The sequence below is a fragment of the Saccharothrix sp. NRRL B-16348 genome, from assembly GCF_001280085.1.
Taxonomy (GTDB): Bacteria; Actinomycetota; Actinomycetes; order Mycobacteriales; family Pseudonocardiaceae; genus Actinosynnema.
The window spans coordinates 382,470-396,644 of sequence record NZ_LGED01000001.1 but is presented as its reverse complement, the minus strand read 5'-3'; the positions used below and the strand labels follow the sequence as shown (position 1 = coordinate 396,644).

The 14,175-nt window shown below is 71.4% G+C and carries 13 protein-coding genes; 7 read left to right on the top strand and 6 right to left on the bottom strand.

The window, feature by feature from the left end; all coding sequences use genetic code 11:
- Nucleotides 1–3: 3 nt before the first annotated feature.
- The 4 genes from ADK67_RS01935 to pknB all read left to right on the top strand — a co-directional run bounded on the left by ADK67_RS01935 (nucleotide 4) and on the right by pknB (nucleotide 6,439).
- A complete protein-coding gene (locus ADK67_RS01935) occupies nucleotides 4–1,467 on the top strand; it encodes an FtsW/RodA/SpoVE family cell cycle protein (protein ID WP_053714573.1) in 1,464 nt (487 codons plus the stop codon).
- A complete protein-coding gene (locus ADK67_RS01930; protein WP_053714572.1) occupies nucleotides 1,464–2,927 on the top strand; it encodes a peptidoglycan D,D-transpeptidase FtsI family protein in 1,464 nt (487 codons plus the stop codon). The genes ADK67_RS01935 and ADK67_RS01930 overlap by 4 nt, the downstream gene beginning before the upstream one ends.
- Nucleotides 2,927–4,360 (top strand): serine/threonine-protein kinase, encoded by a 1,434-nt coding sequence (locus ADK67_RS01925; protein ID WP_053714571.1) that lies wholly within the window; start codon nucleotides 2,927–2,929, stop codon nucleotides 4,358–4,360. The genes ADK67_RS01930 and ADK67_RS01925 overlap by 1 nt, the downstream gene beginning before the upstream one ends.
- 72 nt (nucleotides 4,361–4,432) lie before the next feature.
- The gene (pknB, locus tag ADK67_RS01920; RefSeq protein WP_053714570.1) at nucleotides 4,433–6,439 is read left to right on the top strand and encodes a Stk1 family PASTA domain-containing Ser/Thr kinase; all 2,007 of its coding nucleotides are present in this window, start codon (nucleotides 4,433–4,435) and stop codon (nucleotides 6,437–6,439) included.
- Between the two features lie 76 nt (nucleotides 6,440–6,515).
- Here the strand turns inward: pknB and ADK67_RS01915 are convergent, their stop codons facing one another.
- Nucleotides 6,516–7,160, bottom strand: a complete 645-nt coding sequence (locus tag ADK67_RS01915) for an aminodeoxychorismate/anthranilate synthase component II (RefSeq protein ID WP_053714569.1) — start codon at nucleotides 7,158–7,160, stop codon at nucleotides 6,516–6,518.
- Between the two features lie 65 nt (nucleotides 7,161–7,225).
- Between ADK67_RS01915 and ADK67_RS01910 the strand changes: the two genes are divergently transcribed.
- A complete protein-coding gene (locus ADK67_RS01910) occupies nucleotides 7,226–8,581 on the top strand; it encodes an FAD-dependent oxidoreductase (protein WP_053714568.1) in 1,356 nt (451 codons plus the stop codon).
- Nucleotides 8,582–8,584: 3 nt separating this feature from the next.
- Here the strand turns inward: ADK67_RS01910 and ADK67_RS52040 are convergent, their stop codons facing one another.
- Entirely contained in the window at nucleotides 8,585–8,743 is a 159-nt protein-coding gene (locus ADK67_RS52040; protein ID WP_015097467.1) for a hypothetical protein, read from the bottom strand.
- Nucleotides 8,743–10,926: a class E sortase gene (locus tag ADK67_RS55245; RefSeq protein ID WP_442974081.1), complete on the bottom strand. Its 2,184-nt coding sequence runs from the start codon at nucleotides 10,924–10,926 to the stop codon at nucleotides 8,743–8,745. The genes ADK67_RS52040 and ADK67_RS55245 overlap by 1 nt, the downstream gene beginning before the upstream one ends.
- 137 nt (nucleotides 10,927–11,063) lie before the next feature.
- On the opposite strand from ADK67_RS55245, the gene crgA reads away from it, so the two are divergent.
- Nucleotides 11,064–11,330: a cell division protein CrgA gene (gene crgA / locus ADK67_RS01900; RefSeq protein ID WP_053714567.1), complete on the top strand. Its 267-nt coding sequence runs from the start codon at nucleotides 11,064–11,066 to the stop codon at nucleotides 11,328–11,330.
- 216 nt (nucleotides 11,331–11,546) lie between these two features.
- Complete coding sequence (locus tag ADK67_RS01895; RefSeq protein WP_063797466.1) at nucleotides 11,547–11,960, top strand: PH domain-containing protein; 414 nt, start codon at nucleotides 11,547–11,549, stop codon at nucleotides 11,958–11,960.
- Between the two features lie 7 nt (nucleotides 11,961–11,967).
- Here ADK67_RS01895 and ADK67_RS01890 read toward each other — a convergent pair whose 3' ends face one another.
- From ADK67_RS01890 to ADK67_RS01880, 3 genes are read right to left on the bottom strand one after another with little or no spacing between them, the layout of a single operon-like run.
- A complete protein-coding gene (locus ADK67_RS01890; RefSeq protein WP_053714565.1) occupies nucleotides 11,968–12,690 on the bottom strand; it encodes an MBL fold metallo-hydrolase in 723 nt (240 codons plus the stop codon).
- Between the two features lie 2 nt (nucleotides 12,691–12,692).
- Entirely contained in the window at nucleotides 12,693–13,535 is an 843-nt protein-coding gene (locus ADK67_RS01885) for a rhomboid family intramembrane serine protease (RefSeq protein ID WP_053714564.1), read from the bottom strand.
- Entirely contained in the window at nucleotides 13,536–14,084 is a 549-nt protein-coding gene (locus tag ADK67_RS01880; protein WP_157619845.1) for a peptidylprolyl isomerase, read from the bottom strand.
- Nucleotides 14,085–14,175: the final 91 nt, after the last annotated feature.

The following is a 14,175-nucleotide window of genomic DNA, read 5'->3' as shown; positions in this document are numbered from 1 at the left end:
CGCATGGGTTCGCCGGTCACCGGCGCTGAGGGCACACCGCTCGCGGCGGCGAGCAGCACGTCGCCCGGGTTGAGGCCGCCCACGCGACGAAGCACCGAACTGTTCATGCTCGCGTTCGCCGCCACGCTGGTGACCGGCGCGCTGATCCTGGTGGAGGCCAACCAGGAGCAGGAACTGAGCATGAGGATCCTGTGGTTGGGCCTGGCGTACCTGGGGCTGCTGACCGTGGCGCACCTCGCGGTGCGCAAGTGGGCGCCCTACGCCGACCCGGTGATCCTGCCGTGCGTCGCCCTGCTCAACGGCCTGGGCCTGGTCATGATCCACCGGATCGACCTGGCCATGGCGGACGTGAAGCTGCCGAACAACCAGGTGTGGTCGTCCGCCGCGCCCAAGCAGGTGCTGTGGACGGCGATCGCGCTGGTGCTGTTCTGCACGGCGTTGAAGGTGCTGTCCGACCACCGCACGCTGGCCCGCTACGGCTACACGGCCGGCCTGCTCGGCCTGGTGGCGCTGGTGCTGCCGGGCGTGCTGCCGAGCTTCATCGCGCCGGAGATCAACGGCGCGAAGATCTGGCTGAGCTTCGGCGCGTTCTCCATCCAGCCGGGCGAGTTCGCGAAGATCCTGCTGATGGTGTTCTTCGCCGCGTTCCTGGTGTCGAAGCGGGACCTGTTCACCATCGCGGGCCGCCGGGTCCTCGGCCTGGACCTGCCGCGGGCCCGCGACCTCGGCCCGCTGATCGCCGCGTGGGCGGTCGGCGTGAGCATCATGGTCCTGCAGAAGGACCTGGGCAGCTCGCTGCTGTTCTTCGGCATCGTGCTGGTGCTGCTGTACGTGGCGACCGAGCGCGCCGTGTGGGTCGTGCTGGGCGTGATGATGTTCTGCGTCGGCGCCTTCGTGGCGTGGAAGCTGTTCGGCCACGTCCAGATCCGGGTGCAGAACTGGCTGGACCCGTTCGCGGACCCGTCCGGCGCGGGCTACCAGATCGTGCAGTCGCTGTTCGGGCTCGGCACCGGCGGGTTGTTCGGCGCGGGCCTGGGCGGCGGGCGGCCGGACCAGATCCCGGAGGCCAACACCGACTTCATCACCGCGGTGATCGGCGAGGAGCTCGGTTTCGTCGGGCTGGCCGCGGTGCTGCTGATCTACACCGTGTTCGCGCTCCGCGGTCTGCGCAGCGCGCTCGCCGTGCGGGACACGTTCGGCAAGCTCCTGGGCGGCGGCCTGGCGTTCGCGGTGGCGTTCCAGATCTTCATCGTCGTCGGCGGCGTGACGAAGCTGATCCCGATGACGGGCATCACCGCGCCGTTCCTGTCCTACGGCGGTTCCTCGCTGCTGGCCAACTACATCCTGGTGGCGCTGCTGCTGCGCATCTCGGACGCGGCGCGCGCGCCGAAGTCCACGCCGAAGCCCCGGCCGCAGCAGCCTGCCATCGCCGACCAGTTCACAGTCATGGTGGAGCGTCCGAAATGAACACACCGCTCCGCCGGGTCGGGCTCGCCATGATGGCGATGATCCTCCTGCTGTTGGGCAACGCGACGTACGTGCAGGTCATCAAGGCCGACGACTACCGCAAGGACCCGTTGAACCGCCGGGTGATCCTGGACCAGTACTCGCGGGAACGCGGCCAGATCATCGCCGCCGACGGCACGCCGCTGGCCAGCGTGCAGCGGGTGGACGACCGGCTGCGGTACCTGCGGACCTACGCCAACGGTCCGGTGTTCGCGCCGGTGACCGGCTACTTCTCGACCCTGTACGGCGCGGGCGGCATGGAGCGCGCCGAGGACGACCTGCTCAACGGCTCGGACGACCGCCTGTTCGCCCGCCGGGTGTCGGACCTGATCACCGGCCGCGACCCCAAGGGCGGCAGCCTCCAGCTGACCATCGACGCGAAGCTCCAGCAGGCCGCGTTCGAACGGCTCCAGGGCGTGACCGGCACGGTGGTCGCGATCAAGCCGCAGACCGGGGAGATCCTGGCCATGGCCAGCACCCCGTCCTACGACCCGAACGTCCTCGCCAGCCACGACGTGGACGTGCAGGAAGAGGCCTGGACGGGTTACGACGCCGACAAGTCCAAGCCGATGCTGAACCGCGCGGTGCACGAGAACTACCCGCCCGGCTCGACGTTCAAGCTGGTCGTGACGGCGGCGGCGCTGGCCGAGGGCAAGACCAAGGAGACCGAGGTCGACGGTCGCCCGGTGATCACGCTGCCCGGCACGAACACCACGCTGCCGAACTTCAACGACACCGTCTGCGGCAACGGCGTGACGGCCACGCTGCAGGAGGCGCTGTCCAAGTCGTGCAACACGGCGTTCGCGGTGCTGGCCGCCGAGCTGGGCGCGGACAAGCTGCGCGACCAGGCGGCCAAGTTCGGCATCGGCGAGCAGGACCTGTCGATCCCGCTGTCGGTGGTGCCCTCGGGGCTGGGCCCGATGTCGGACAAGCCGTCGATCTACCAGACCGGCATCGGCCAGAAGGACGTCCGGGTGACGCCGCTGGTCAACGCGATGATGGCGGCGACCATCGCCAACGGCGGCGTGCGGATGCAGCCCCACCTGGTCGGCAAGATCCTGGCGCCCGACCTCCAGGCGATCAGCGAGACCAAGCCGGACGAGGTCGACGAGGCCATGGAGCCCGAAGAGGCACAGGCCCTGCGCGACATGATGATCGCCTCGGAGAACAACACCGGTGGCGGCGGCAAGCTCAGCGGCGTGACCATCGCGTCCAAGACCGGCACCGCCGAGCACGGCGAGAACGTGCGCTCGACCAACCCGCACGCCTGGTACGTGGCGTTCGCGCCGGCCGAGAAGCCGGAGATCGCGATCGCGGTCATCGTCGAGAACGGCGGCCAGCAGGGCCTGGCGGCCACCGGCGGCCGGGTCGCCGCCCCGATCGGCCGCGCGGTCATCGGCGCCTACCTCGGGGGACGCTGATGCTGACCTCCGGCCAGTTGCTCGCCGAGCGGTACCGCCTCAGCAGGCGGATCGCGGTCGGCGGCATGGGCGAGGTCTGGGAGGCCGACGACACCCGGCTCGACCGCAAGGTCGCGGTGAAGGTGCTCAAGGCGGAGCTCAGCGGCGACGCCGAGTTCCTGAACCGGTTCCGCATCGAGGCGCGCACCACCGCGTCGCTCAACCACCCCGGCATCGCCGCGGTGCACGACTACGGCGAGACCGCGTCGATCCCGGACGGGCCGGAGGACACCGCCTACCTGGTGATGGAACTGGTGGAGGGCGAGCCGCTGGCCGCGATCATCTCCCGCGGCAGGCTCAACGCGGACCGCACGCTCGACCTGCTGGAGCAGGCGGGCAACGCGTTGCAGGCGGCGCACGAGCGCGGGCTGGTGCACCGGGACGTGAAGCCGGGCAACATCATGGTGACCCCGACCGGCCGGGTGAAGATCACCGACTTCGGCATCGCGAAGGCGGCCGACGCGGCGCCGGTCACGCACAGCGGCATGGTCATGGGCACGGCCCACTACATCGCGCCCGAGCAGGCCCTCGGCCACGCCGCCGAGCCCGCCTCCGACGTGTACGCGCTGGCGGTGTGCGGCTACGAGTGCCTGACCGGGCACCGGCCGTTCCTGTCGGAGAACGCGGTGACGGTCGCGATGATGCACATAAGGGACATCGCGCCGCCGTTGCCGCCGGACGTGCCGCCGGGCCCGCGGGCGCTGATCGAGGCGACCCTGGTCAAGGACCCGCGCCAGCGCTACCGCAACGGCGGCGAGTTCGCGTCCGCGGTGGGCGCGGTGCGCGCCGGTCACCCGCTGCCCGCGCCGTCCGGTCTGGCGATGGCGGTCGGCGCGCCGATGGCCGCGCCGATGACGCCGCCGCCCGCGCAGCACACCCACCCGGGCGTCCCGGTGACCCATCCCGGGTCGCGTCCGGGCATGCAACCCGTCCCACCAGCCATGAACACTCCGCACACGGGCGCTTTCCGTCCGTTGCCACCCGGCCCGCGGCCGCCGGGGCGCAACCGCGCCGCGCTGTGGGTTATGGTCGCTGTGCTGGTGGTCGCGCTGCTGGTGCTCGGCGTGGTCATCCTGCGCTGGGTGCTGCGGGGCGACGAGGTGCCCGGCGGTGCGAACCAGCAGGGCACTGGCACCACGAGCGCCCGCCCGTTGGACGACTCGACCGATCGCCTCCCCGGCAAGCCGAAGGTGACGATCATGAAGTCCGACTACGTCGACCTCCCGGTGGACGAAGTCGCGAAGGAGCTCTCCGGGCACGGCTTGGAACCCGAGGTGCACTCCGAGGACGGGGGTGCGCCGAAGGATCCCGAGCGGTGCCTGGTGTCGGACCTGGCGCCGACCGGTGAGGTTGCGATCGGCTCACGGGTCACGGTGACGTGTGTACCGACTTAACGCCGAAACGGTACGAAAGCGAACGCAAGGCTTGATGGTGAGACCGTTGACGAGGAGCGGGACGAAGCACTGATGAGCACTCCGCGACTGCTCTCCAACCGCTACGAACTGGGTGAGACCCTCGGCTACGGCGGCATGTCGGAGGTGCACAAGGGCCGGGACGTCCGGCTCGGCCGGGACGTGGCCATCAAAGTCCTGCGCGCCGACCTCGCCCGCGACACCCAGTTCCAGGAACGGTTCCGTCGCGAGGCCCAGAACTCGGCGGCGCTGAACCACCCCGCGATCGTCGCGGTCTACGACACCGGTGAGACCCAGACCGAGTACGGCCCGCTGCCCTACATCGTCATGGAGTTCGTCGACGGCCGCACGCTGCGCGACATCGTGAAGACGCAGGGTCCGCTATCGGGCAAGCGGGCGATGGAGGTCATGGCCGACGTGTCGGCCGCGTTGGACTTCAGCCACCGGCACGGCATCGTGCACCGGGACGTGAAGCCCGCGAACGTCATGATCACGCGGGCGGGCGCGGTGAAGGTGATGGACTTCGGCATCGCGCGCGCGGTGCACGACGGCCAGGCCGCGGTGACCCAGACGGCCGCCGTGATAGGGACCGCCCAGTACCTGTCGCCGGAGCAGGCCCGCGGTGAGGCCGTCGACGGGCGGTCCGACGTGTACGCGTCGGGCTGCGTGCTGTTCGAGCTGCTGACCGGCGAGCCGCCGTTCACCGGCGACTCTCCCGTGGCCGTGGCCTACCAGCACGTGCGGGAGGACCCGAAGCCGCCGTCGGCGCTGAACCCGAAGGTGACGCCCGCGCTGGACGCGATCGTGCTCAAGGCGATGGCCAAGGGACCGGCCAACCGCTACCAGTCGGCCGCGGAGATGCGCGCGGACCTGGTGCGCGTGCTGTCCGGGCAGCGGCCGTCGGCGCCCGCCGTGATGACGGCGGAGGACCGCACCGCGGTGCTCAACCAGACGTCGGCGCCGCGCACCGAGATCGCGCCTGCCGCGGGCGGTCGGCACCGGCCGTCGGCGCAGCGCGAGGAGCCCGCCGACTACGACCCGCTGGCCGAGGAAGAGGAAGAGCGGCGCGCCCGGCGCAAGAAGGCGATCATGGTCACCCTGGTCGTCCTGCTGTGCATCGCCGTGCTCGCGCTCGCCGCGTGGATCACCACCTCGCTGCTCGGCGGCGACGACAACACCGCAGGCTCGGAGAAGGTCACGGTGCCGTCGCTGGTGGGCAAGGAGCAGTCGGCGGCGTTCGCCGAGCTGGAGGGCCGACAGCTGGCCGTCGAGGTCGTGCTGACGCCGTGCCAGCCGGGCGCGGAGCCCGCCTGCACCCTCGACCAGATCGGCAAGGTGATCTCGACCGACCCTCCGGCCAACCGCGAGGTGGACAAGCGGAGCACGGTCAAGATGGTGGTCGGCGACGCCCCCCCGTCGGCGCCGGTGCCCGGTGTCACCGGTCTGACTCCGGCGGACGCGCAGAAGAAGCTGGAAGCCGAGGGCTGGGTCTACCAGCAGGCCACCGAGACCGTCGAGACCGAGGACCCGAACCTGGTCGGCAAGGTCGTGTCGCAGTCGCCCAACCCCGGCGTCTCCGCGGCCAAGGGCAGCGCGGTCACGGTGTCGCTGGGCAAGGCGCCGGAGACCGTGCAGCTGCCGGACGTGACCGGCCAGACGGTGGAGAACGCGCGCGCCACGCTCGAGGGCAACGGGTTCAAGGTGCAGACCAAGGACGCCGACAGCCCGGAGCCGCTCAACGAGGTCGTCGCCCAGAACCCCGGTCCGGGGCGGGTGGAGAAGGGCACGCTGGTGACGTTGAGCGTGTCCAAGAACAACCAGTTCCTCATGCCCGACCTGCGCGGCCTCACCGAGAACCAGGCGCGCTCCAAGCTGAGCCAGGCCGGCTGGACGGGCAACGACCTGACCGTCACCGATCGGGAGGTCGTGTCCGACATCGGCCAGGACAAGAAGATCCGGGACCAGGAGATCAAGCCGAACGCGCCGGCGGCCAAGAACGCGCGGATCAACGTGATCATGGGCGAGTTCAAGATCGGCGGCGGACCCACGTCCACCAGATAGCCGGGCAGTGAGAAGGCCCCCTCCACGCCGGAGGGGGCCTTTTTCGTCGGGTCCGGGCCCGTCTGGTCCGGGTCGGTTACTTCGCGCGGGCCGCCGCGGCGAGTTGGCGCATGCCGTTCTCCAGCTGCGTCACGGTGCCCTCCGGCACCTCGAAACCGCACACGGCGAGCCAGTTCGCGAGCATCCGGTGGCCGCCGTCGGTCAGCACGGACTCCGGGTGGAACTGGACGCCCTCGACCGGCAGCTCGCGGTGGCGCATGGCCATGACCACGCCGGACTCGGTGCGCCCGGTCACCTCGAACTCGGCCGGAATGGTGTCCGGCAGCACGGTCAGGGAGTGGTAGCGGGTCGCGGTGAACGGGCTCGGCACGCCCTTGAGCACGCCGCCGCCGTTGTGGTGCACGACGCTGGTCTTGCCGTGCAGCAGTTCCGGCGCGAGGTCGACCGTGCCGCCCCACACCGCGCCGATGGCCTGGTGGCCGAGGCACACCCCGAACACCGGGACGCCGTGGTCCGCGCAGTGGCGGATGACGTCCATGCTCTTGCCCGCCTTGTCCGGCGTGCTGGGGCCCGGGCTGACGAGGACACCGCCGAACCCGGCGATCTCGTCCAGCTCGACGGCGTCGTTGCGCCGCACCACGCACTCGACCCCGAGCTGGGCCAGGTACTGGACGAGGTTGTAGACGAAGCTGTCGTAGTTGTCGACCACGAGCACGCGCATGGCGTCAGCGTAGCCGTGACGAACCTCTCGCCAGAAGTGAGCTTAGGCTCACCTAACCTTGAGGTATGACCCGTTCCCTGCGCGTCGCCGTCGTCGGCGCCGGCCCCGCCGGCATCTACGCCGCCGACATCCTGACCAAGTCCGCGGCCGAGTCCGGCGTCGAGGTGGGCATCGACCTCTTCGAGCGGATGCCCGCGCCGTACGGCTTGATCAGGTACGGCGTCGCGCCCGACCACCCGCGCATCAAGGGCATCGTCAACGCCCTGCAGCGCGTGCTCGACCGGCCGGGGATCAGGTTCTTCGGCAACGTCGAGTACGGCGTGGACCTCAAGCTGGACGACCTCAGGCACTTCTACGACGCGGTGGTCTTCTCCACCGGCGCGGAGAAGGACCGGCCGCTGGACATCCCCGGCATCGACCTGGACGGCTCCTACGGCGCGGCCGACTTCGTGTCCTGGTACGACGGGCACCCCGACGTGCCGCGCACGTGGCCGCTGCGGGCCCGCGAAGTCGCCGTCCTCGGCGTCGGCAACGTCGCGCTCGACGTCGCCCGCGTGCTGGCCAAGACCGCCGACGAGCTGCTGACCACCGACATCCCGGACAACGTCTACGAGGGCCTGAAGGCCAGCCCGGTCACCGACGTGCACGTGTTCGGCCGCCGCGGGCCGGCGCAGGCCAAGTTCACCCCGCTGGAGCTGCGCGAACTCGACCACTCGCCCAACGTCGAGGTCGTCGTGCACCCCGAGGGCATCGACTTCGACGCGGCGAGCATGGCGTCGATCCGGTCGAACAAGCAGGTCGAGATGGTGGTCAGGACGCTGCAGGAGTGGGCGATCCGCGACGTCGGCTCGCGCCCGCGCCGACTGCACCTGCACTTCCTCGAAGCGCCCGTCGAGGTGCTGGGTGCGTCGTCGGTCGACGGCCTGCGCACCGAGCGCATGGAGCTGACCGGCGACGGCGGCGTGCGCGGCACGGGCGAGTTCACCGACTGGCCCGTGCAGGCGGTGTACCGGGCCGTCGGCTACCTGTCCACGCACCTGGTCGACCTGCCGTTCGACCACACGTCCGGCACCGTGCCGCACCAGGCGGGCCGGGTGCTCGACCTGGACGACCAGGCGATGACCGGCGTCTACGTCACCGGCTGGATCAAGCGCGGCCCGGTCGGGCTCATCGGCCACACCAAGGGCGACGCGCTGGAGACCGTGACCAGCCTGCTCGCGGACGCGCCGCTGCTGCCGGTCGCGCCGAGCCGCGCGCCCGACGCCGTGGTCCGGTTCCTGGAGCAGCGCGCCGTGCCGTTCACCACCGTGGACGGGTGGCGCAAGCTGGACGCCCACGAACTTGCCCTCGGCGCCGCGCGCGGCCGTGACCGGGTGAAGGTCGTCGACCGGGCCGAGATGACCGACATCTGCCGGTCGTGAGGGCTACTGGGCCGTCGTCACGTTGTTGAACGGCAGCTTCGGCTCCGCCCACGGGAACACCACGAACATCAGCAGCGCCACCACGCCGGCCACGAGCACCAGCGCTTCCAGCACGCGCACGGGCAGCGGGCCGGGTAGGTGCCGCCAGATCCACCCGTACATCACTGCTCCTTCATCTCTTCGGGCACGAAGCCGGGGGCCTTCGGGTAGCTCATCGTCAGCACCGAGTGCACGATGAGCCGCTGCTTGTCGGAGAACCGCGGGTGGCAGGTGGTCAGCGTCATCAGCGCCGCCTGCTGCGCCGCGGGGATCTCGCCCTCGAAGTAGGGCACGGGGTTGATCACCTCGCCCTGCGTGGGCAGCACGATCGACTGCCCGACCGCCTTGTCGTAGGGCGCGCCGAGCGGCGAGACCTTCGCGCACTTCGGGTCGGACTGCCGCTCCGCCCAGTTCGCCGCCTCGCCGGACTTCGGCAGCACCCGGTAGACGAACCACTGGGTCTGCGTCTCGACCACGATCGCGTCGCACGAGCCGAGCAGGTCGAGGTCGTTGAACGGCGCGCCCTTGCCGACCCGGTGGCCGGCCACGGAGAAGTTGCCCGGGTCGCCCGGCAGCGCGGTGCCCTTGTAGTGGCCGGGACCGATCTCCAGGTCCTTGTCGGTGGTGCCCTCGACGATGGAGAACTTGTAGTCCGGGCCGAACACCGGGATGTACATCTTGGCGAACGCCTGGCCGTCCAGCAGGTCGTACTGGGCCTTGCGCTGCTCGTCGACCTCGACCGTGTTCGCGTTCCACTGGTCGTCCAGCGCCTGGGTGGCGTCGTCCTGCTTGCCCGCCGAGATGAGGTCGGTGACGTACACCTCGTAGACCACGAACAGCAGGATGACCAGGCCCGCCGTGATCAGCAGCTCGCCGATCGCGCGGACGGTCTTGCGCGCCGTGCTGTCGGGCGGGGGCGCGGGCTGGTCGTCCTCGTCGTAGTAGGCGTCGTCCTCGTAGTACTCGTCGTCGTAGTCCTCGTACTCATCGTCGTAGTCGTCCACGGGTGCGATGACCTCGGTGGGCGGGTCGACGGGACGAGGGCGGCGCGGCGGGGCGGGCGGGCGGCCGCCCGGAGGCGGCGGGAGGCTGCCGGAGAACGCGTTGGTGTAGCGGGTGGCGTCGGCTTCCGGCGGCGCGGGCCGGGGACGCGGCGCGCCGGGCGGTGGGGCCGGTGGCGCGGCGCCGCCGAGCCGGGCGGCCACCTCGGAGGGCGCGGGCCGGATCGACGGGTCGTCGGGGGGACGGCGGCGGCCCGTGGGCGGGACGGGCGGCACGTCGTCCCGCAGGGCGCGGCGGCCGGTGGGCGGCGGGTCGGCTCGGACCGGTTCGACGTACGAGGTCTCTTCGGCGTGCGGCGGCACTGGCGGCGGCACGTCGTCGCGGCGGGCGCGGCGACCGGTGGCCGGCGGCTCGGCTTGGGCGGGCTCGGCGACGTCGTCCCGGCGCGCGCGACGGGCGACCGGCGGCTCGACCTGGGGCTCGACGTCGTCCCGACGGGCACGGCGGACCGCGGGCGGCTCGGCGTAGGGCGGCTCGACCGGCGGCGGCACGTCATCCCGGCGGGCACGGCGGGCGACCGGCGGCTCGGCGTACGGCTCGACCACCGGCGACACGTCGTCACGACGCGCACGGGAGGGCACGGGAGGCTCGCCGTAGGGCGGTTCGGCGAAGGGCTGCTCGACCTCGTCACGGCGCGCGCGACGGGCGACGGGCGACTCGACCGGGGCCTCGTCCCGGCGGGCACGGCGGCCGGTGGGCGGCGGCTCGACCGGGGGCGGGACAGGGGGCGGGACGTCGTCGCGGCGAGCGCGGCGGCCGGTCGGCGGCGGCTCCGCCGGGTAGGACTCCGCCGGGTAGGACTCCGCTTGGTGGGGATCCGGGTAGGGCTCGGCCCGGTACGGCTCGACGTACGGCGGCTCGGCGGGCGCGCCCTCGTCCCGACGCGCCCGACGACCGGTCGGAGGCGGCTCGGTGCGGGGCGGGTAGGACTCCCCCGGACGGCTGAAACCTCCGGGCGGTGTCGCGGGCCGGTCCAGGTCGCCGGAGTGGCCGAAGGGACGGTCGAACCCACCCGGTGGCGTCGGCGGGCGGTCGAAACCGCCGGGAGGCGTGGCGGGCCGGTGCTGGGCGGCGGGGCGGTCGAAACCGCCCGGCGGGGTCGGTGGCCTGCTGAAACCACCTGGTGGCGTGGGCGGGCGGTGGCCGGGGAGCGGCGGTTCGCCGGTCGCGCGCGGCGGCTGTGGCCTGGGTCGTGGCGGTCGGCCCGGCGGGCCGCCTTGCGGCGGGGGCGGGTCGTAGCTCACCGGAAAACCTCCCAAGCCGAACGTTCCAGAACTACACGGTGCTTCAGGGACCTGCTCGGTTACGTTAACGTGTTCATCCAGCAGTGGACGTGAACTCGCGCCACTGGAGGCCTATCCACCCGTCAGGCGAGGACAGCATGCCCAAGTCCAAGGTCCGCAAGAAGGCCGTCTACACGGCGCCTGCCGATCGCCGCACCCCGGTGAAGGTCAAGGCAGCGGGGCCGTCGCACCCCGTCTACGTCGCCGTGATGCTCGGCATGATGCTGTTGGGGCTGGCGTGGCTGGTGGTCAACTACATCGCGGGCGAGAAGGTCCCGGTGATGATGGACCTCGGGTCCTGGAACTTCGGCATCGGATTCGCCCTGATGATCGTCGGCTTGCTGATGACCATGAAATGGCGCTGACCACGCGCTACGCCAAGTGGCCGACGGCCCGGACGTGCTCCACGTCCGGGCCGTTCCGCGTTACCCCGTAGTTCATCCCGTTCACCTCGCGGTCACCGAAGCACACGGCTGTAAGTCATCCCCAATGGGGACAACTCCTGTGGACAACTTTGCGCCAAATTGCACAAGCCCCGGTGGGAGGCCCTAGTTGTCCACAAGTGCGGCAGACTCGAAAGCGTGAACCCACCGCGCACCTGGTCGCCCCAACCCGGCCTCGTCGGCCTCGCCTGGGGCCTGGCCGCCGTGTTCCTGCTGGTCACGATCTTCAGCTCGGACCCGGTGAGCCGGGTCTTCCTGGGCATCGCCACGCTCGTTCTGCTGGCGCTGGGCGCCTACGGCACTTTTGTCCGCCCCAGGCTGCTGGTGGACGACTCAGGCCTCACCGTGCGCACCCTGAGCGGCGCGCGGCAGCTGCCGTGGCACGAGGTGAAGGTGCGCCTGGCCCGCACCCGCAGGCTGGGCCGCGAGACGGCCACGCTGGAGCTGGACTGGCGGCACGGCGAGCACGAGCAGCTGTTCGTGCTCACCCCGCTGGACCTCGGCACGGACCCGCACGACGTGGTCGACGTCCTGCACGCGCTGCGCCCCTGACGAGCCGCTAGAGCTCGACGACCAGGCCCGGCGCGGCGACCTCGGCCGGGTGACCGGCCGCTTCCAGGTGCTCCGCCGGGTCCACGCCCGGCCACAGGTGCGCCAGCACGAGCCGCCCGACGCCGGCCCGGTGGGCGTTCGCACCCGCCTGCTCGGCCGTCGACAGGTACGGCGCGTTGTCCGCCGGCAGCACGTGCCGGGCGAACGTCGCCTCGGCCACGAACACGTCCGCGTCCCGCGCGAGGTCCACCAGCGCCGGGCTCGGACCGGTGTCACCCGTGTAGGCGATCACCCGGCCACCGGCGGTCAGCCGCAGACCCGCGTTCGGGACGAAGTGCGGCAGGTCCCACGTGTCCACCCGGAACGGCCCCACCTCGAACGACCGCTCGACCACGTGCACCGAGCATGCGTGCGCCAGCGGCACCTGGTCCAGCGCCAGCACGCGGTCCAGCGCGCCTTCCGGCGCGTGGACCGGCAGCACCGGCGCCGAAGGCCCGAGCGCACGAGCCCGGAGCAACGGGTTGAGGTCGGCGCAGTGGTCCGGGTGCCCGTGGCTGACGAGCACGGCGTCCACCGCCGCCGCCGCGGGCAGCAACGCCTGCAGCGCCGGGAACGTCGCGTACCCCGGGTCCACCAGGAGCGTGAACCCGTCGTGCTCCACCAGGTAACCGCTGCACGGCTGGTCGGCGGTCGGCCACGCGCCGACGCCGCCCAGGACGGTCAACCGCACGGTCAGACCAGCTGCCCGGTCCGCACGACCGCCAGCACCGCCAGCAGCACGACCGCGCCGATCACGGCCGCCAGCTGCCAGTTGTTCCGCTTCGCGGCGGGCGCGTAGACCAGCCCGGCCGTCAGCGCCGCGCCGATCACCAGCCCGCCGATGTGCCCGAGCAGCGAGATGCCCGGCAGGGTGAAGCTGAGCACGACGTTCAAGCCGATCACGCCCAGCGCCGGACCGGGGTTCAGCTTGAGCCGCAGCACGGCCACCAGCATCGCGCCCATCAGGCCGTACACCGCGCCGGACGCGCCGGCCACCACGGTGTCGATCCCGCCGAACAGGTACACCGCGAGCCCGCCGCCGAGCAGCGACACCCCGTACACCGCGGAGAACCGCAGCTTGCCGAACACGGGTTCCAGGTCACGGCCCAGCACGTACAGGGCGATCATGTTCAACGCCAGGTGCAGGGGCCCGAAGTGCAGGAACCCCGACGTCACCAGCCGCCACCACTCGCCGTCCCAGGCGACCGCCGGTGTGTACATGACGAGTTCGAGGAACAGCGCCGACCGCTGGTTGCCCGCCACGCTGCCCGCCTGGGCCGCGGTGATCGCGAAGAACAGCACGTTCACCGCGATCAGCACGGGTGTGACCACCATGCGCTGGGAGAACTCCGCGCCGACGAACGTGCGTGGCCGGCGCACCACGGACGCCTCGCGCAGGCATTCCGGGCACGCCGGCCGGTCGCAGCGGACGCACCGCAGCCCGGTGGCCCGATCGGGGTGGCGCACGCAGACCGGCAGGTCTGGTCGCGCCCCGATCGGCTCACCGGGCGGCGGGGAGATCGGCGAGTCGGCCACTCAGGCCCGCTCCACCGAGACCTTCTGGATCACCACGTCGGTGACCGGGCGGTCACCGGCGCCGGTGGGTGCGGAACCGATCGCGTCCACCACGTTGCGCGAGTCCTGGTCGGCGACCTCGCCGAAGATCGTGTGCTTGAAGTTCAGCCACGTGGTCGGCGCGACCGTGATGAAGAACTGCGAGCCGTTGCTGTTGGGCCCGGCGTTGGCCATCGCCAGCAGGTACGGCTTGTTGAACTGCAGCTCCGGGTGGAACTCGTCGGCGAACTTGTAGCCCGGGCCGCCGCGTCCGGTGCCGGTGGGGTCACCGCCCTGGAGCATGAAGCCCGGGATCACCCGGTGGAAGATCGCGCCGTCGTAGAACGGACCGGTCGGCTCGCCCTTCGCGTTGGGCTCGGAGTAGCTCTTCGTGCCCTCGGCGAGGCCGACGAAGTTGGCCACCGTCTTGGGGGCGTGGTCGGGGAAGAGGTTGATGCGGATGTCGCCCTGCGTGGTGTGCAGGGTCGCCGTCACCTTGGTCCCGACGAACGATTCGTTGCTGTCTGCCACACCACCCATCGTGCCATCACCGGGCGAGGTGGTTGGGGAAGGGGCACGATGGGTATTGCCTGGAACGTGACTGACCGACAGCTTCTGGAGC